At 44.5% G+C, this 18,473-nt stretch carries 14 protein-coding genes; 8 read left to right on the plus strand and 6 right to left on the minus strand.

Annotation, left to right across the window (positions count from 1 at the left end):
* Positions 1-95 precede the first annotated feature (95 nt).
* From FN815_RS16045 to FN815_RS16055, 3 genes are all read left to right on the plus strand, one after another.
* On the plus strand, positions 96-911 hold the full coding sequence (locus FN815_RS16045; protein WP_142455672.1) for a UDP-2,3-diacylglucosamine diphosphatase: 816 nt from the start codon (positions 96-98) through the stop codon (positions 909-911).
* The gene (locus tag FN815_RS16050; protein WP_142455673.1) at positions 908-1,933 is read left to right on the plus strand and encodes a glycosyltransferase family protein; all 1,026 of its coding nucleotides are present in this window, start codon (positions 908-910) and stop codon (positions 1,931-1,933) included. The genes FN815_RS16045 and FN815_RS16050 overlap by 4 nt, the downstream gene beginning before the upstream one ends.
* A 72-nt stretch (positions 1,934-2,005) precedes the next feature.
* Positions 2,006-4,003 (plus strand): sensor histidine kinase, encoded by a 1,998-nt coding sequence (locus tag FN815_RS16055; RefSeq protein WP_142455674.1) that lies wholly within the window; start codon positions 2,006-2,008, stop codon positions 4,001-4,003.
* Between the two features lie 133 nt (positions 4,004-4,136).
* Here the strand turns inward: FN815_RS16055 and FN815_RS16060 are convergent, their stop codons facing one another.
* From FN815_RS16060 to FN815_RS16075, 4 genes are all read right to left on the minus strand, one after another.
* Positions 4,137-4,661, minus strand: a complete 525-nt coding sequence (locus FN815_RS16060; protein ID WP_142455675.1) for a DinB family protein — start codon at positions 4,659-4,661, stop codon at positions 4,137-4,139.
* A 117-nt stretch (positions 4,662-4,778) separates the two neighbouring features.
* Positions 4,779-6,845 (minus strand): insulinase family protein, encoded by a 2,067-nt coding sequence (locus tag FN815_RS16065; protein WP_142455676.1) that lies wholly within the window; start codon positions 6,843-6,845, stop codon positions 4,779-4,781.
* Between the two features lie 31 nt (positions 6,846-6,876).
* Complete coding sequence (locus tag FN815_RS16070) at positions 6,877-8,385, minus strand: M16 family metallopeptidase (protein WP_221930339.1); 1,509 nt, start codon at positions 8,383-8,385, stop codon at positions 6,877-6,879.
* A 58-nt stretch (positions 8,386-8,443) separates the two neighbouring features.
* On the minus strand, positions 8,444-9,229 hold the full coding sequence (locus tag FN815_RS16075; RefSeq protein WP_142455677.1) for a GntR family transcriptional regulator: 786 nt from the start codon (positions 9,227-9,229) through the stop codon (positions 8,444-8,446).
* A 232-nt stretch (positions 9,230-9,461) separates the two neighbouring features.
* Between FN815_RS16075 and FN815_RS16080 the strand changes: the two genes are divergently transcribed.
* From FN815_RS16080 to FN815_RS16100, 5 genes are all read left to right on the plus strand, one after another.
* The gene (locus FN815_RS16080) at positions 9,462-10,019 is read left to right on the plus strand and encodes a YeeE/YedE family protein (protein WP_185957338.1); all 558 of its coding nucleotides are present in this window, start codon (positions 9,462-9,464) and stop codon (positions 10,017-10,019) included.
* Between the two features lie 17 nt (positions 10,020-10,036).
* On the plus strand, positions 10,037-10,462 hold the full coding sequence (locus FN815_RS16085) for a DUF6691 family protein (protein ID WP_142455679.1): 426 nt from the start codon (positions 10,037-10,039) through the stop codon (positions 10,460-10,462).
* Positions 10,463-10,577: 115 nt separating this feature from the next.
* Positions 10,578-11,996 carry an MBL fold metallo-hydrolase gene (locus tag FN815_RS16090; protein ID WP_142455680.1) on the plus strand — a complete coding sequence of 473 codons (1,419 nt, stop codon included), beginning with the start codon at positions 10,578-10,580 and terminating at the stop codon, positions 11,994-11,996.
* Positions 11,997-12,268: 272 nt separating this feature from the next.
* Positions 12,269-13,996 carry a SulP family inorganic anion transporter gene (locus tag FN815_RS16095; RefSeq protein ID WP_142455681.1) on the plus strand — a complete coding sequence of 576 codons (1,728 nt, stop codon included), beginning with the start codon at positions 12,269-12,271 and terminating at the stop codon, positions 13,994-13,996.
* Positions 13,997-14,136: 140 nt separating this feature from the next.
* Positions 14,137-14,553, plus strand: a complete 417-nt coding sequence (locus FN815_RS16100; RefSeq protein WP_221930340.1) for a rhodanese-like domain-containing protein — start codon at positions 14,137-14,139, stop codon at positions 14,551-14,553.
* A gap of 132 nt (positions 14,554-14,685) precedes the next feature.
* Here the strand turns inward: FN815_RS16100 and FN815_RS16105 are convergent, their stop codons facing one another.
* On the minus strand, positions 14,686-17,151 hold the full coding sequence (locus tag FN815_RS16105; protein WP_142455682.1) for an ABC transporter permease: 2,466 nt from the start codon (positions 17,149-17,151) through the stop codon (positions 14,686-14,688).
* A 114-nt stretch (positions 17,152-17,265) separates the two neighbouring features.
* On the minus strand, positions 17,266-18,303 hold the full coding sequence (locus tag FN815_RS16110) for a serine hydrolase domain-containing protein (protein WP_142455683.1): 1,038 nt from the start codon (positions 18,301-18,303) through the stop codon (positions 17,266-17,268).
* Between the last annotated feature and the right edge of the window lie 170 nt (positions 18,304-18,473).

An 18,473-nucleotide genomic window follows, 5' to 3' on the forward strand; every position in this document is an offset into this window, starting at 1 on the left:
TTTAGAATTCATAATTCGCTAACTAATCGTTAACACTCTCGCTAAGCTACGGTAACATATATAGCCTTTTTTGAGGATAAACAGATCATCAGGCTATGAAAAGAACTATTGATACCGTGGTGCTATCGGATGTGCACCTTGGCACCGTGGGTTGCCATGCTGTGGAGTTGGTGCAATACCTAAACTCCATCAACCCCAAACGGGTAATTTTAAACGGTGATTTTATTGATATGTGGAACTTCCGTAAATACTACTGGCCGGAAGCCCACATGCATGTTATCCGTACGCTCATCACCATGATGACCAATGGTACGGATATCTATTACCTGACGGGCAATCATGATGAAATCTTGCGTAAGGTTTCCAGCCTGCAATTGGGCCCGCTGTTTATTCGGGATAAACTGGTACTGGAGCTGAATGGGGAGCAGGTTTGGTTTTTTCACGGTGATATTTTTGACATCACCATGAAGCATAGTAAGTGGATTGCCAAACTTGGAGGGAAGGGCTATGAGTTACTGATTTTGTTGAACCGGTGGATGAATTACTTGTCCATGCAGTTTGGGTATGGCAAGTTCTCTCTATCCAAAAAAATAAAATACAGCGTAAAGCAAGCGGTTAATTTTATTGATGATTTTGAAGTGACGGCCATGGAACTGGCCATTGAAGAGGGCTATGATTACGTGGTGTGCGGACACATCCATCAACCCAAAATTCGCGGGTATGAAAACGACAGCGGCTCGGTAATTTATTTGAACTCCGGCGACTGGGTGGAGAACCTTACCGCTCTCGAGTTTGATGGCAACGAATGGAGCCTCTACCGATACCAGGATGATGTGTTGTTGCAAAATAACCATCGGCTTAAGTTGCTGATGAAATCTCATACACATGGCCACAGGGTGATGATAGGATGAAAATTTTGTACGGCATACAGGGAACCGGTCACGGACACATTAGCCGGGCCAAAGTACTGCTTCCCCGCTTGCGGGAGCATGCTCAAGTTGATGCAATGATGAGCGGCTATAATTTCAATATGCCACTGGAAGGCGGGCTGGATTATGAGGCCAGGGGGTTTAGCCTGGCTTATGATAACAGCGGAGGGGTAGACTGGTGGCAGACTATTAAAAAATTACAGCCCCTAAGATTTTTGAAAGATGCGCATGCATTACCGGTTCAGGATTATGATTTAGTGATCAACGATTTTGAACCTGTATCGGCTTGGGCGGCAAAGTGGGCGGGTATTCCCTGTGTAGCCATTAGCCATCAGGCCTCATTTCTATCCCCAAAAACACCGCGCCCCGCTAAACGATCTTTACCCGCAGAGCAATTGCTGAAGTTTTTTGCCCCGGCTTCTGCAGTAGTGGGCTCCCATTATTTACGCTACGACGATACCATCGAACCTCCCATCATCCGGAGACATATATTGAATTTAAATCCCAGGGAAGAAGATCACGTCACGGTGTACCTGCCGGCCTTTGAAGCTTTCCGCCTGGCTTCTATATTCATAAATATGAGAGAGGTGGATTGGCATATCTTCGCTCCCGGGGTAAGCCGAGCACAGCATATGGAGAACGTACATTTATACCCGGTGAGTAAAGACCGGTTTTTGGAAAGCCTCGAAAGTTGCAGAGGAGTGATGACCGCTGCCGGATTTGAGACTACCTCAGAGGCATTGTACCTGGGGAAAAGACTGTTGAGCATTCCCATCAAGAATCAGTATGAGCAACTGTGCAATGCCGCAGCTTTGGAAAAATTGGGCGCTACGGTGGTTTTTGATATTGATGAAGACTTTACTCAAAAGGTAAAAAGCTGGTTAAGAGAGAAGTCAGCCCCCAGGTTGACAGAAATATCGGATGAAAAAGAATTAGCCAGAAAAATTATAGACGCTGTAGAAATAAATAGTTATACACCCTTATGGCATCCTGAGCCAGCCTGAAAAGGAGGATTTTCCACTACATTTTAGATTTTTAGGGATAGTAGAATTATCTTTAGAAAAATTTAATGTTAGATGAATTCAGATTTTAAGGCAGGGATAAAGCTTCAAAATCCAAGAGAAGCTCAAAAAAGGGAAGAGCTGCTATACAAAATTATTTCGCAGAAAGACTCAACCCTTGAGCAACAGATTAACGAAGCTCTCAAACATACGACGAGACTACTGGGATTAGAGGTTGGCATTATCAGCAAGATTAATGGTAGCGCCTACACTGTAGAATATTGCTATACCCAAGACCAGTCACTTAGCCCCGGACAGCAATTTACGCTGGGTGAAACCTATTGCGATATAACCCTGAGGCAATATGAGCCGCTGGCTATATCGCATATGGCAGATAGTGAGTGGAACATGCATCCTTGTTATGATGTATTTGAACTGGAATCTTATATCGGAACCAAAGTATATCTTAACGGTGAGTTATTTGGGACGTTAAATTTCTCCAGCTCAGAGCCAAAAGAGGGTGGTTTCATCCCCGAAGACAAAAACCTGATAAAATTATTGGCAGAATGGTTGGGCGGGGTTTTAAAAAGGAAGCAGATAGAAGCTGAACTTCAGGAAAGTAAAAAGCTTTATGAGCTGGTGGCAAAAAATTCAGCAGATCTGATTTGCCTGCATGAGCCGGATGGTACCTACAAGTTTGTATCGCCTTCCGTAACCAGGATTTTAGGTTATACGCCCGAAGAACTCATAGGAACATATCCTTATGCTTTGTTTCATCCGGAAGATCGGAAATTAGTAGAAGAGCAATCCCATAAACCAGCTATTAAAGAAGGTAAGCAGACTGGTAGTCTACACTATCGTATTAGAAAGAAGAACGGCAATTACATCTGGTTTGATACCTCTACTGAAGTAATTACAAATGATGCAGGCGAGGTTATTCACTTACAAACCGTTTCTCGAAATATCACGGACCGGAAGAGAGTTGAAATGCTTTTCTCGCAGGCTCAGGAAATGGCCAATGTTGGGGGATGGGAATATGAGATTGAATCGGAAAGGCTACTGTGGACCGATGAAGTGTACCATATTCATGAAGTTCCTGTTGGTACAGAGTTATGTGTGGAGGACGGCCTCAGTTTTTTTCCGGGAGAAGCCCGTAAAATCCTGGAAAACAATATTGAAAGGGTGATCAAAACCGGAGATTCTTATGACTTAGAATTGCCTTTTGTAACCAACAAAGGCAACAGGCGATGGATACGTGCTATAGGTCAGGCAGAATTTATTGACGGGAAAGCTTACAGGCTTAGGGGAACTTTTCAGGATATCACCCTGCAAAAAAATTATGAGCTGAATATAAAAGAGCAGAATGAAAAACTGAGAAAGCTTACCGATAACCGGGATAAATTGTACTCGATCATCGCCCATGATTTGAAAGGTTCTTTTTACGGTATAAATGGTTTGTTGCAGCTTATAAATAAGGAAGTGGGGGAGATCACGGACGACGAAGACATTTTGAAGAAACTGACGCTTGCAGAATCCTCTTCCCGTGGTACCTATGAACTATTGGAAAACCTGCTTAACTGGATCAGGATACAGAAAGATGATATTGATCCTGAATTTAGTCTGTTTAATTTGGCCAATGAAATACAGAAAACATTACAGCTTTCTACGGTCAGTATTCAAAAGAAAGAGCTAAAGATTGACTCAGACCTTCCTGAGAAATGCATGATCAGGGCCGATCAGAATATGATAGCAACCGTACTTAGAAACTTGTTGTCAAATGCTATCAAGTTTTCTGAAGCCGGAGAAACGATTCATGTGTCACTACAAGAAAAAAGTGATATCGTAAAGATCAGCATAAAAGATAACGGTATTGGGATGTCGGAGAAGGTAAAAGAAAAGCTTTTTGATCCAACTGATCGACCCAAACGTTCAGGTACCAGCAACGAGAAGGGAACCGGATTGGGCATGCTGTTAATTGCCGATATGCTGAAAGCACACAACGGCGAAATTGAGGTGTGCAGCGAGGAAGGGAAAGGCAGTGAGTTTATCGTGTACTTACCGAAAAATGATTAAAGCCAGTTTTTAGTACCAATCATTTACAAACTGGCAATAATTGGATCCCTGCCTTCGCAGGGATGACCTCAAAACCCACTATCAATAGATTTATTGCTATAAATATCTTGAATACTATTAACTGATGTACTCTCTATAAGTATTTTGTGCGGATTATTTCTTTGTGATGCAACTCGTGTCCGGCAATAATAAAGGGTATGGACCTGACAGTAAACTCAAAACCACTGGCCGTGCCTTTCAGAGATATCATCTCTTTGGTCATGTTCTGGAACAGGTGAATGGTAGAAATGCGGACGGCCAAATACTCATTGGCTAAATTCTGAATGGTGCGACTGTTGTGATTGGTAAATTTGACGTACCGGTCCTGATCCATGTCGGGCAAAGGATTGGGATCGCGACGTGAGAAAGCCAGCCCACGGAATCCAAATACCCGTTCGGTTTCAATGATGTGCCCGATAATTTGTTTGATGGTCCATTTTCCTTTTTCGTAGGTGTAAAAGGCTTTGTCTCCCGGTATGGCATTGATGAACGTGTACATCTCATGCATCTGAGAATTCAGGCTTTCGATGATATTTGCTTTGGGTACGTTCGCAATATAATCGGCATAGAAATGGGCATATTCCGACTTTGAAGGGTACTCTTTATCCCAGACAGACATGATAATAGTGGTTTATTTAAATTCTCTTACTCTAAAGTAGCTGAATTCAGCTATAAAAAAAATCCCGTATGATGAAACACCATACGGGATATAGTTATCGTACGCTTTTTCTAAAGCTTAATCTTCAATGGAGTGGCTTTCTACTTTTTGGGTAGCGGCTTCTTCGCCATCAACATAAGTAACGGTAGTATAAGCCAGAGCAACACCATCTACCACTTCCCAGTCAGAGAATACACTTTCAGCCTGGCTACGTTGGCCGGTCTGAGGATTCATTTCAGAGTAGCGTGCACGTGCCGGTAAGCCTGATTCTGCATCAAGCAAGTAGGTAACAGTTACGTCACCTTTAATACGAATTACTTCCAGCTCTTCACCATCTACGGTTTCAGAACCAAGATACTCAGCTTCCAACTCGTCTTTATTAAGAGCAATGGCGATATAGTTACGCTTCATCTCGTTGGTAACCGGTGTGGCCATTTGAGGAGGTAGCGGACGTTCTTGCCCCATCATGCTCATAGTACCGCCGCCGTTTTCAATCTTCATTTGGATTTCGCCCTGCGGGGTTTGCATGGTGCGCTCGGAGGAGTAGTCGTCATAGTTGGTAATGGCCGTGCTGGTAATCTCCATGGGTCCCATTTGGGTTTGTTGGGTGATTACGCTTTCCACAAAAATGGGTCCCATGTCGGTACCGGGCTCAATAACAGCATCAGCCATTTTTTCCAGCCATTCGCCTCCTTGGGCCGCATCACCTGCTACTTCTTCTTCATCTGAAGGAGGCTCGGGGATAGAAATGTCCACTTTGTTTACATTGCCATATTTCTGTAACTGATCACCGATTTCATCCTCGTTACCAACTACCAGAATTTGCACTTGTTCAGGCTTGAGATACTCCCGGGCTACGCGCTGTACATCTTCAATGGTGGTGGCTTTGATGCCTTCCACGAGTTCATCAAAAGCATCGGGAGAAAGCCCCAGGTATTCGTTATCAATGCGCTCGTTCAGAATTTTGGACTTACTATCATACCGGAATACCAGGGAGTTTAAAAACTGATCCTTGGTTAATTCAAGCTCTTCTTGGGTGATAGGCTCTTCTTGCAGGCGTTTTACTTCCTTCAGGATAGCATCAATAGCTTCAGCGGTTGTAGAGCTTTTGGTCATGGTGATGAGGCGGAATACACCGGGGTAATTTACATTAGCACCGTAACTGCCACCTACCGAATAAGCAAGACCAAGGTTTGTACGAACTTCCTGGAAAAGGCGTCCGGAAAAACCACCGGCCAGTACTTCATTCATCACCTGCAGTGCAGGGTAATCGGGATTTTCACGCAAACCACCGATATGACCCAGTACTACAAAACTTTGGTTTACATTTTCTTTGTTTACAAAGTTAATGGTTGAGGGATACTCATAATCTACTTCAGGGAAAACCATGTTGGTTTCTTTGCCGGCAGGCAGACTACCAAAAGCTTCCCGAAGCTTTTGCTTCATCTCATCAGTGTCAAAATCACCGATAATACCAACCGTCATATTGTTGGCAACAAAGTAATTGTCGTGAAAATCGACCATGTCCTCTCGGGTGATATTGTCAACTGTAGCGTACTCGGTTTGACGTGTGTATACGGAGTTGTCCCCGTAAATGAGATTGCTAAATTCCCGGAAACCAACCTGAGACTGCTCGTCGTTACGGCGAGAGATGGCACTTTTGGTTTGGGTTTTAGCCAGCTCGATCTTGTCTTCAGGAAAGGCCGGATTTTGAAGGACATCCACAAAAACGGGAAGCAGATCATCAAAATCTTCTTTCAGTACATTCAGCTGTGCTGAGCCGGAGTTAAACCCAATAAAGGTTGACATGTTTGCTGCTCGATTTTCGAGTAAAGCATTCAGCTCGTCAGCCGGATAGTTTTCAGAACCGCCTTCACGGATAACATCCCCGGTAATACTCGCAAGTCCTGCTTTAGAGGCAGGTTCCAGCAGCTCGCCCGTGCGTATGGTAGCACGTACGTTGATGAGGGGCAGTTCGTGATCTTCCACCAGGAAGAAAGTTACGCCGTTATCGAGGGTAAACTCCTCGACCTCGGGCATATTAATCGGATTCATCTCCGGATACTCGATTTCATCGTATCGTTTTTGGGCGCTAAGTGGTAGCACCAAAAGCACCATAAAAGTGAATAAAAGTAAACGTTTCATAATAAAATGGTTTTGTTGTTAAAGTCTTTGCTCAGGATTCGGCTCGTACGGTAGCGCCTACGGTGCGATTGTCTTTGGAGAGATACTCGTTGGCAACGCGCTGCAAGTCTTCAAGAGTAACCTGCTGGATGCGATCGAGACGGCGGAAAACTTCGCGCCAATCGCCTTGAGTAGCGTGGGTACTGGCAAAATTACGGGCCAGTCCGGTATTGTTATTAAGACTACGAATCAAGCTTGCGCGGATGTTGGTACGGGCACGGTCGAGCTCTTCTTGAGTAAGTGCCCCGTTTTTAACAGCATCAATTTCAGTGTAAACGGCCGTTTCAAGGGTGTCAAGTTCAACGCCCATGTTGGGTACGGCAAGCGTTAGAAACATGGTTTCATATTTGCTGCCGGGGAAACCATTGAAAGCACCTACTTGTAAAGCCAGCTGCTCTTCATCTACCAGCTTTTTATATAAGCGTGAAGTACGGCCGCTGGAGATAACATTCCCTAAAAGGTTCAGGGCTTCAAAATCAGGGTGACTTTCAGAAACACCATGATAACCAATCAACATAATCGGTTGGGTATTTCCTTCGATCGTAAAGCGGCGTTCGCCTCGTTGTTCTGGTTCCAGCGTGGTAACGGGCGGGGCCGGTTCGCCTTCACGTAAATCGCCAAAATAGGTTTCTGCCAGTTCCTTCATGCGATCAGGCTCTACATCTCCGGCAATGGCAATGGTGATATTGCTGGGCACATAATAAGTGTCGTAGAAATCTCTGGCATCTTCGATGGTAGTAGCAGTGATGTCAGAGTCCCAGCCTACTACAGGGCGGCCATAAGGATGTGCGGTATAAGCCACGGCTAAAAACTCTTCTACCAATCGGCCTACCGGGCTTGATTCGGTACGCATTCGTCGTTCTTCACGAACTACTTCTTTTTCTACGTAAAACTCGCGGAAAGTAGGATTCTTGAAACGATCGGCTTCCAGGTTAAACCATAACTCCGCCCGGTTTGATGGCAGGCTGTAAAAATAGTTGGTAAAGTCGGCCCCGGTTGAAGCATTAAGTCCGCTGCCCCCGTTGCGTTCAATAATCTGGGAAAACTCATTATTGACTACATACTGCTTGGATTCTTCCTGCAGCTGCTCAAATTCAGCCCATTTTTCCTCCATGATGGAAGAATCAGGATTTGAACTGTACTTTTCAGCCAGCCATTCTTGGTAAGCTTGATCCATGGCTGCGATAACTTTTTTCTCTTCTTCCCAGTTTGTGGTGCCAATATAGTGCGTACCCTTAAAGGCCATATGCTCAAATATGTGAGCTATGCCTGTGTTCCCCACCGGTTCGTTTGCTCCACCCACATCTACATGAGTGTAAAAGCTGGCTACGGGTGCATCGTGTCTCTCTATAACGATGAAGTGTAAGCCATTATCTAATGTGAACTCGGTTACTTTGTCTTCAAACTCTTCCAGATACTGCGCCTGAGCAGGGGCAAAAAAAGCACCCATAATCAGAAGCAAAAGGAAGGTCCCCATAAACGTTCTTGTGTTATTTTTCATAGCGTTTAAGCAATTAGTGAAAGGTTATTATGTGATGAAAAAAATGGTGCATTTAACATTATTTAGCAAACCTGGGAGAGAATTCTTTGAGTGGCAGCCCTTGTTTGGATGGCCCTTGTGATTCATCCGTTCGGGAGAGTTCCATAACATAAGATACATGTGTAGGATTATAGTATCGTTTTTGGAAATACACTTTTTTGTTGCCCGTAGTTCGCGAGCACCTATCTATCTCCAGTACGGCATCGCCTTCGGATAGTTTCAAATGTTTAGAAATAAATTTGTTAGCATTGGCCGCAGTAATTCTGTAGCTGCCTGCGTTGATCGGGATCTCATATTTCTCTTCAATAATGTTATAGATGGTTTGAGTAGTCAGGTCCTCATCAAAAAGCAGTTGACCATAGCCGGGAGGTAGCCAGGTAGTATCAAAAGCTATAGGTTTACCACTGCCCAGCCGAACACGGTCAACTTGTATTAGCTTCATGTCGGGACGGATGTCCAGGATTTCATTCACTTCTTTTATAGGATCCACTTTTTTGAGTTCTATCAACCTGGAACTGCTTTGTAATCCAGCCTGACGCATGTCTTCAGCGAAATCGGTAAGGCGCACCAAATTGCTTTTATAGTTTTGATTACTCACAAAGGCGCCCACACCTTGCTTACGGTAGATGAAGCCATCGTTCTCCAGGTTTTGAAGTGCATGGCGCACAGTGACGCGGCTTACTTTGAAATAATCACACAGTCTTTTTTCCGAAGGAAGCTTCTCTCCGGGCTCATAATTGCCTTCGGTGATTTCTTTGTGCAAATGTTGCTTAACTTGCTCGTGTTTAGATGCTTGTTGTTCCATGTTATGCGGGTTCTTTTATGGGGACAGTTAAGGCGTATCAAAACGCCACTGCATGAAATCCCGTTAATACTATTAATGCAGAGATTTAAGATGCATTTCTGCTATGCCACAAAATCCGGTTTTCAATACAACTGAATATACTTGTTATAACATGTTGTTACAAATCAATAAGCTCTTTTATCATTGAAGCGAAGAAAAAAATGAACGAACAATTTAAAACTAAAACATACTGATGGACATTCTTTATCAACCGATGCCCTGGTACGTTGCCGGGCCCATTATTGGCTTAACGGTGCCGGTTCTTCTCATTCTGGGAGGGAAAATGTTTGGCGTGTCTGCCAATCTACGGCATGCCTGTGCGGCCTGTAATTTCGGCAATGTTGAATTTTTTAATTACGATTGGAAGAAAGCCGGCTACTGGAACCTGACTTTTTTGATTGGTTCGGTAATAGGTGGATTTCTGGGCGGATATGTATTTGTGAATCCTGACCCCATTGACCTGGCAGCTTCTACTATTTCAGATTTACAAGCACTGGGCATAACCGATTTCAGTGGTTTTGTGCCAAATGATCTGATCTCATGGGAAGCCCTGGGCACTCCAGCCGGACTCACCGTATTAATATTAGGTGGTTTTATGGTAGGCTTTGGTGCCCGTTATGCCGGCGGTTGTACCTCCGGACATGCCATATCGGGTTTGTCTGATTTGCAGCTGGCTTCACTGACGGCCGTGATTGGTTTCTTCATTGGCGGCTTGCTAATGACCTATCTCATTTATCCACTCATACTGTAATCGAAAAGAACATCACCATGAAATTTTTTGAATATCTCAAATACTTACTGATCGGATTAGCCTTCGGATTTGTGTTGATCAAATCTGAGGTGGTATCCTGGTTTCGAATTCAGGAAATGTTCCGGTTCGATTCCATACACATGTACGGGATTATTGGCCTTGCTGTAGTAGTTGGCATCATCTCGGTACAGATTATCAAACGTAAAAACATAAAAGACAACAAAGGGAACCCAATTACTATTCCGCCCAAGGATGCTTCACAATGGAAGCGATACATCATCGGCGGAAGCATATTTGGTCTGGGTTGGGCATTGTTAGGGGCCTGCCCGGGACCAATGTTTGCCCTGCTGGGCAGTGGCATCACGGTAATGGTTGTTCCCATTTTGTCAGCAATTGCAGGAACCTACGCTTATGGTTTGCTTAGAGATTCTTTACCTCATTAATGACAGGGAAGAATTCAGAATCCAGGAGTCAGAACTCAGAAGAGATGATTCTGAATACTGAGTTCGGGGTTCTGAATTCCAAGAATATTTAATAACACAACACAGGAGAAAACTCATGTATTTCAAACAATTCTTTGACGACAAGTTAGCACAGTACGCATATATGATCGGATGTCAGGCCAATGGAACAGCGGTGATAATCGATCCTATGCGTGACATTGATCAATATATTGAACACGCAGCCAGCCAAAACCTTACGATTGTCGGGGCCGCTGATACACACATCCATGCTGATTACATTTCCGGACTACGGGAATTTGCCGAACGAGGTGTGAAAGTGTATGCCTCAGACGAAGGCGATAAAGACTGGAAGTATGAATGGCTGAAAGACAGCGACTACGAGCACGAGCTGCTTAATGACGGCGATGAATTCAAAATTGGCAATATCACCATTAAAGCATGGCACACGCCAGGGCATACTCCCGAGCACCTGAGTTATTATATCACAGATGGTGCGGCTGCCGATGAGCCTATGGGTATTGCCACTGGTGATTTTGTTTTTGTAGGTGATGTAGGTCGCCCTGATTTGCTTGAATCTGCAGCGGGACAAAAAGATGTAATGGAGCCTTCAGCCCGTACGCTTTTTAAATCTGTTGAAGATTTCAAAAACGTACCCGAGTACCTGCAGATCTGGCCGGGGCACGGAGCCGGAAGTGCTTGCGGAAAAGCTTTGGGAGCAATCCCTGAAACTACCGTTGGCTATGAGCTGCGCTACAATGCATCTATAAAATCAGCTACTTCTGAAGATGACTTTGTGAACTTTATTCTGGAAGGTCAGCCGGAACCGCCGTTATATTTTGCCCGCATGAAGCGAGATAACAAAACCGGCCCCAAAGTGCTTAAAGGACTACCTAAGCCTAAACATCTCACCTTAAAAGAGCTTGGCAAACTTGCAGGTGATACCGAAGTAGCGGTACTTGATACACGTGAAAGAGACGCTTTTGCCGATGGTCATTTACTAGGCTCTTTGTTATCCCCATTGAATAAGGCTTTTAACACAGTGGCCGGCTCGTACATCACTGAAGATGAGGCCATTTACCTGGTAGTTGAGGAGCATAGATTGGATGAAGCCGTCCGTGATTTATATCGCATTGGGCTGGATAACGTGATTGGTTTTGTAACCCCAACCGACCTGGCTCATTACGCGGAACATGATGGCGAATTGGATAGCATCAAAGTAGAAACTTTCGATGATATTGATGCTTACACCGGTGAAGATGATTACCAGATCCTGGATGTGCGTAAAGCTTCCGAGTTTGCTGAAGGCAATGTGCCCGGCGCACAAAATATTGCACATACCCGCTTGCTGCCTCGCCTGGATGAAATCAACAAAGAGAAAACCCAGGTAGTGCACTGTCAGGCCGGCGGACGTTCAGCCGTAGCATCAGCATTCTTAAAACGCAACGGCTACGAGGTAATCCTGATTGACGATGCTTTTGAAAATTATAAGGAAAAGGCCGGCGCTACGGCCTGATTGAGTGAGAGATTGACAAGTGGGGCGAAAAATTTGCTTTGCCTCTGCTTGCAATCAATGATCACAAATCTGTTAAAGACAAAATTCATACCCCGAAAACCCAACCTGCCGGAAGATGAAAGGTCCGGTGGGTGTTAAAAACAAGAACATTGACTAAAGGGATGGCGGGTAAATGGGGAAAGTATGGCTAGAAATGAGCAGAATAACCATAATTGTATCTCTTATTCGAAAGAACTTCCCCAAAACCCACCATTCAAAATTCACTTAATGCTATGAACTCCAAGTCATCTATAACCAAATATATTCCGATCCTGGATTGGTTAAAATCCTATTCCGGAGACGATGCCAAAGGCGATATCAATGCCGGTATCACCGTTGGTATCATGTTAATCCCGCAGGGAATGGCCTATGCCATGCTGGCCGGATTGCCACCGATCTATGGGTTATATGCTTCTATTGTCCCGCTGATTTTGTATGCCATTTTTGGCACCTCGAGGCAGCTGGCTGTAGGGCCGGTAGCCATGGTTTCTTTATTGGTACTGGCTGGCGTGGGTGAGCTTGCTGAAGTAGGTAGTCCCCGTTTTATTCAGCTTGCCATCATGGCGGCCATGGGCGTTGGGGTGTTTCAGCTGTTGATGGGCTTGTTCAGGATGGGCTTCCTGGTGAATTTTCTATCCCATCCCGTGTTAAGTGGATTTACTTCAGCCGCCGCGTTAATTATTGGCGGTAGCCAGGTGAAGAGCATTCTTGGGATTGATATTCCCCGTACCAATTATGTGCACGAAATTGTCATCAATACTATACAGAAAATAAGTGAGATTGAGCCCTTTACCGCTTTGATTGGTTTTGGGTCTATTGCCACCATTATCCTGCTAAGAAAATGGAAGAAGACTTTTCCATCTGCTCTGGTAGTAGTAGGTCTCGGAACGATTGTTACCTATGTGTTTGGATTGCATGAATTAGGTGTGGCTATAGTAGGTCAGGTTCCAGAGGGTTTGCCAAGTTTTGAGCTAACCTCAATGAGCTGGGCTGATTTTAAGGTCATTTTCCCTACCATTCTTGTGATATCGCTGGTGGGTTATATGGAATCCATTGCTGTAGCCAAAGCCATAGCCAATAAACGCGGTTATAAAGTGGATCCGAATCAGGAATTGATTGGACTGGGCGTGGCCAATATTGGAGGGGCTTTGTTTCAAGCTTATCCCACAACAGGAGGATTTTCAAGGACGGCTGTGAATGATCAGGCAGGCGCCAGCACGGGCATGGCCTCCATTATCAGTGCGGTAATTATAGCGTTGACGGTGCTGTTTTTGACCCCGCTGTTCTATTATCTGCCCAAAGCCGTATTAGGTTCCATCATTATTGTGGCGGTAGCTGGGTTGTTTGACTCACACGAAATGAAACATCTCTGGAAAACCGACAAAAAGGACCTGTCGATGTTGTTGGTTACCTTCATTGCAACACTCTCGTTAGGCATAGAAGAGGGTATCGGTATTGGCGTAGTGCTTTCATTGGTTATGGTGATATACAACAGTACCAAACCTCACAGCACTGAATTGGGGCGTTTGGGGGAAACCAAGAACTTCCGCAACATCAACCGGTATGACAAGGCGAAAACAGAGAAGGAAATCCTGGTTTACCGCTTTGATTCAGAGCTCTATTTTGCCAATGTAGAACACTTTCGTTCCACTATTGACGAGCTGATTGCCAAGAAAGGCGAGGCTCTTGAATTGGTAGTGTTGGATGCCTCCGCGATGAACAGCGTTGATTCTACCGGCGTACATGCACTGGAAGAATTGATTAAAGATCTTGAGAAGGAAGACATCGAACTTTACTTTGCCGGCGCTATTGGTCCGGTGCGTGATAAGCTGAAGATCAGCGGCATTACCGATGGACTCAGTATCGAAAACTTCTACTTTGATGTGGCCGATGCGATCGATGCCTGGAAAAAAGGACACGAGAAAGATCATGACTATTCCCCGGTTCAAACCAATGTGTGAGAATTGATGAAATATGGCACAGTTTGTGTTATTCATCACAAGCACCACAAGACCAGTTATTTATTGTGATGATATCCACTTTAGCCTTATTTTTGCCACGCAGAAATTATCATAAACGGTAAATGAAAAGCAGCGGCCTTATGAAGAAACCGATTTTACTTGCTGGAATTTTTTTGATCGCAGGTTTTGGCCTGTTCACTCTACTTAACAATCAAACAGAAGAAAAAGGAACACAATCCATGAGCATTGATATTAGCACGGAAGAATTCAAAGAGAAGAGAGCCAATCACCCCGGAGTAATCATTGACGTACGCACCGAAGGTGAGTTTGAAGAAGGACATCTGGCGGAAGTAGATCACCAATATGATTTGATGAATGGTGATTTTAAAGCACAGCTTGATGAGTTGCCCAAAGACAAAACCTATTACTTGTATTGTCGCTCAGGCAACAGAAGTGGTCAGGCTGCGCGTATGATGAAAGATGCCGGTTTCGAAAACGTGTTTAATGTAGGTGGTTTTGAAGAGCTGGCCAAAGCAGGATTTGAAACGAAAAAATAGCCTGTTTTAACCATTGACTGAGTGGTTACTGGAACATACGGTGTACAACTATCTGGTAATCAATCATTAGCTAACCATATTTATGACCCGCAGGGCACCAAGCTTTTGCGGGTTTTTTATATCGAACTCTTTTTAATTTTTACTTCGGATAGCTTCTACCGGATTTAAGTTAGCCGCTTTCATGGCATGGAAACTTACGGTAACCATGGCAATGAGAAGTATCAACATCCCGGACCCGATGAAGATAAGGGGGAGCTGGGTAGTGATATCAAACCGGTAAGGAAAATTCTGTAGCCAGCTGTTGGCAAAATACCAGGCGACCGGCCAGGCAATTAAATTAGCCAATGCCACCAGCCAGATAAATTCTTTTGAAAGCAACCCTACGATAGAGCTGATACTGGCTCCCAAGCTTTTTCGAATGCCGATTTCCTGCCTTTTTAACTGCGCAGAATGAGAGGCCAAACCAAGCAGGCCCATACAGGCAATAATGATACACAAAATGGTAAAGCTGGTAGCCATAGAGCTCATTACGGTTTCGGTTTTATATACTTGTTCCAGTTCCTGGTCCAGGAAACGGTATTCGAAAGGATCGACATGGTTTACTTCCTCCCAAACGCTTTCTAAATGGGCAATAGCCCCGGAGGCATCCCCGCCTGCAATTTCCACAGCAGTGTATTCAATGGCTCCGAGTATACGCCGGGTATCTTCAACAACACCAATTACCAGCGGTTCAATTTCCTTTTTGATGGAGGTGTAGTTGAAATTATTGACCACACCAACCACCTGGTAGGTCTCGCGTTCATTGCTGGACGTGTAGAAGTAAAATTCATGGCCAATGGCTTCATCCGGAGATTCCAAACCAAGCCGTTGGAGCATTTTCTCATTGATGAGTACAGCACTTTCTTCATCCGTCGCAAATTCTTTGGAGAAGCTTCGTCCGGCCAGTATTTCCAGATCAAAAGTCTCCACAAAATCATGCGTCACAAATAATGCCTGGTTGGTTCCATCGGCACCCTCAACTGTACCACCTGGCACAAAACGGTAATACTCCTGTTTCTCATTTCCAATGATTTTACCAATACCGGCAACCGATTGTATTTGTGCGTTTGACAAAGCCTGCTCTTTAAAAGTGCTGAACTCCCAGGCAATCAAATTCTGTTTGGTGGGGAGTATAAGTACCTGATTTTCATCAAATCCCAAATCTTTGTTTTGGATGTATTGTAGCTGATTGTAAATCACCAGGGTGCCGATAATCAAGATCACCGAAAGGGTAAACTGAAAGGTTACCAGCGACTTGCGCAGCAAAGTTCCATTTCTGCCATTTGATCCATTGCCTTTCAATACATGCGAAGGTTTGAAGGAAGACAGGTACAGGGCAGGATAGGAGCCCGAGAATAAACCGGTTATCACAGCAAGAAGAAACAATCCCGGAATGATGTATGGATTTTGAAATAAGCTGAAAGATAAGTCCCTGTCAACGATTTCCCCGAAATAGGGTACCAGAAGGAATACGAGAGCTACGCCTACAAAAATTGATAACAGAGTGATCAGGAAAGATTCCCCAATAAACTGGTAGAACAATTGCGATCGGTGCCCGCCAAGCACTTTGCGAATGCCTACTTCGCGGCTACGTTCAGCTGAGCGTGCCGTAGATAAATTCATGAAATTAATGCAGGCAATGATCAGGATGAAGATGCCCACCGCCAGCAGAATGTTGACGTAGGTGGCGGAACCGTTGGTTGCCATTTCGTTGTCGCGGCTTGAATGCAGGTGAATATCGGTTACTGGCTGTAGCGTTATGTCTACGGTTTGGTCGGAGGGCCAGCCGGGATAGGCGTAATAATAGTTCTCTGCGATGGAAGCGAACTGCGCCTGTAAAGGCTCTATCTCTGTTCCTTCCTTAAGAAGGGTGTAGGTCCAGACTGGATTCCAGTGCCAGCTTTGATCATAATCGGGACTGCTTCCATAAATCTCATTCAGGGTAGAAAAAGAGATAAGCAGCTCGAGGTCCATGTGGGATTCTTCGGGCCAGTTGGCCATTACCCCGGTTACGGTCAGGTCTTGTATGCCGCGGTAGTTAAGTGTCTGCCCGATTGGATTCTCATTCCCAAAATATTTTTTTGCGATATCTTCACTAATCACCAGCGAAGAAGGGTTTTTCAAAGCCTCTTCCGGGTTCCCTTGCAGCATTTCAGTGGTAAAAACTTCGAAGAAAGTGGAATCCACAAAAAAGAGATTGCTTTCGGTATAAGAGAATTCTTCTTCACGGTTCAGGATGGTGTGAGTAGGTTCCTCCAGATTGTAAAAACGTACGGTTGCTTCTATCTGATCGGGATATTCAGCTTCCAGCACCGGACCAAGCAGAAAGGGCGTGCTGGCCTGATCCTCATTTTTTTCGGTAGATACAGTTGTTTGAACCAGGCGATGCAGGAGGTCGGATTTAGTATTAAATTGATCGTAACTCCATTCGTTAAACACAAAGATCAGGATCAACATACAGGTAGCTAAACCTATGGCAAGTCCCAAAATGTTGATGATGGAGTGGACTTTGTTCTTTAATAAATCCCTGATGGCAATCTTAAAATAATTCTTGTACATGGTGCGCTCTTTATATTCCCAAAGGATCGATTGTTTTCGCTAAATATTTTGTAGCAGATCCTTTAGAAAAGAGTTAAGCGACCATGAATTGTTACAAAAACTAATATTAGGATTTTATAAGGATTGCTGTTCCAGCAGAGGGAGGATACTTTCTTCAAGCAAAGTGAAAACAGGCTCTTTATAAGTGCGCCGCTGGGTAGCCCGGTCAAGAAAGGAAGTCATAACCACAACGGCATCCAGCTCAGGTATCATAAAGATATATTGGCCGCCAAATCCCCAGGCAAAAAACACTTGTTGCCCACCTACTTCACGGTTCCACCACATATACCCGTAGTTGTAGGGATTGAAGTTACTGCGGGTGTAGCTGCCAAAAGAATCGCGAACCCATTTTTTAGAAACGATGCGCTGCCCGTTGTACTCGCCGCCATTCAGCATCAGCTGACCAATTTTCAGGAGTGCTTGTGGAGTGAGCGCGAGGTTGTTGCCGCCCATGTAGTAACCCTGAGGATCGCGGTCCCAGCCACCGGGTTGAATATCCAGCGGATCGAATAAATAACGGTTGGCAAATTGTTGGGTGCTCATACCACTGGCTTTAGTGATGATTACTGAAAGCAGGTGCGAAATGCCTGTGCTATACACCATCTTGCCGCCCGGTTCTTCCGTCATGGGTTGATCAAGCTGAAACTCCACCCAGTTGTCACTGATGGCCCAGCGGCCGTAGTTGTAAAAACTGGTGGTTTCCAGTCCCGCCTGCATGGATAGTAACTGCCGGATAGTGATATTTGCTTTGACAGAATCTGGATTCTGGTCAAAATACTCCGGGAAGTAATCGTCCAATGTTTCGTCAATGGAGATTTCTCCCTGATCTACAGCAATACCCGTAAGCAGACTTATAACGCTTTTAGACGCTGATTTGATGTTGTAGGGGTGATCCGGGGTGGCGTTACGAAAGTATTCTTCACCCAGCAGATCTCCGTTTTGCTGAATGAGTACGCTGCGTAGTGAAGAAATTTCCTCAGCCTGTTCAAAAATAGATTCAAGTGAAGCCTCATTGGCAGAGCTGCTTTGGGCATACACGTCCGCAGAAATAAGACTCAGAAAAATAAAAATAGCGATGACTAACAGCCTTTGAGAGGAAACAAAACATTGCATACTTACTGTGATTGTCCTGGTTTAAGAATCGTCAGTACTAACGGGCAGAGTGTACTGATAGTTCATATTAGATATGGGTCTTATGAAGTATAGCATGTTATGATTGTTTGTAACATATTGCTATACAATGGTTAACAAGTATTATAAGCGTTCAAAAATTTCAGAAGCCA

This window comes from Gracilimonas mengyeensis, from assembly GCF_900182705.1.
Classification (GTDB): domain Bacteria; phylum Bacteroidota; class Rhodothermia; order Balneolales; family Balneolaceae; genus Gracilimonas; species Gracilimonas mengyeensis.

Bases quoted from the DNA above. Each gene is read 5' to 3' on its own strand.
- FN815_RS16110 (WP_142455683.1), bottom strand. From the start codon at position 18,303: ATGCAATGTTTTGTTTCCTCTCAAAGGCTGTTAGTCATCGCTATTTTT.
- FN815_RS16065 (WP_142455676.1), bottom strand. From the start codon at position 6,845: ATGAAACGTTTACTTTTATTCACTTTTATGGTGCTTTTGGTGCTACCA.
- FN815_RS16060 (WP_142455675.1), bottom strand. From the start codon at position 4,661: ATGTCTGTCTGGGATAAAGAGTACCCTTCAAAGTCGGAATATGCCCAT.
- FN815_RS16070 (WP_221930339.1), bottom strand. From the start codon at position 8,385: ATGAAAAATAACACAAGAACGTTTATGGGGACCTTCCTTTTGCTTCTG.
- FN815_RS16050 (WP_142455673.1), top strand. From the start codon at position 908: ATGAAAATTTTGTACGGCATACAGGGAACCGGTCACGGACACATTAGC.
- FN815_RS16100 (WP_221930340.1), top strand. From the start codon at position 14,137: ATGAAGAAACCGATTTTACTTGCTGGAATTTTTTTGATCGCAGGTTTT.
- FN815_RS16075 (WP_142455677.1), bottom strand. From the start codon at position 9,229: ATGGAACAACAAGCATCTAAACACGAGCAAGTTAAGCAACATTTGCAC.
- FN815_RS16090 (WP_142455680.1), top strand. From the start codon at position 10,578: ATGTATTTCAAACAATTCTTTGACGACAAGTTAGCACAGTACGCATAT.
- FN815_RS16085 (WP_142455679.1), top strand. From the start codon at position 10,037: ATGAAATTTTTTGAATATCTCAAATACTTACTGATCGGATTAGCCTTC.
- FN815_RS16105 (WP_142455682.1), bottom strand. From the start codon at position 17,151: ATGTACAAGAATTATTTTAAGATTGCCATCAGGGATTTATTAAAGAAC.
- FN815_RS16045 (WP_142455672.1), top strand. From the start codon at position 96: ATGAAAAGAACTATTGATACCGTGGTGCTATCGGATGTGCACCTTGGC.
- FN815_RS16095 (WP_142455681.1), top strand. From the start codon at position 12,269: ATGAACTCCAAGTCATCTATAACCAAATATATTCCGATCCTGGATTGG.
- FN815_RS16080 (WP_185957338.1), top strand. From the start codon at position 9,462: ATGGACATTCTTTATCAACCGATGCCCTGGTACGTTGCCGGGCCCATT.
- FN815_RS16055 (WP_142455674.1), top strand. From the start codon at position 2,006: ATGAATTCAGATTTTAAGGCAGGGATAAAGCTTCAAAATCCAAGAGAA.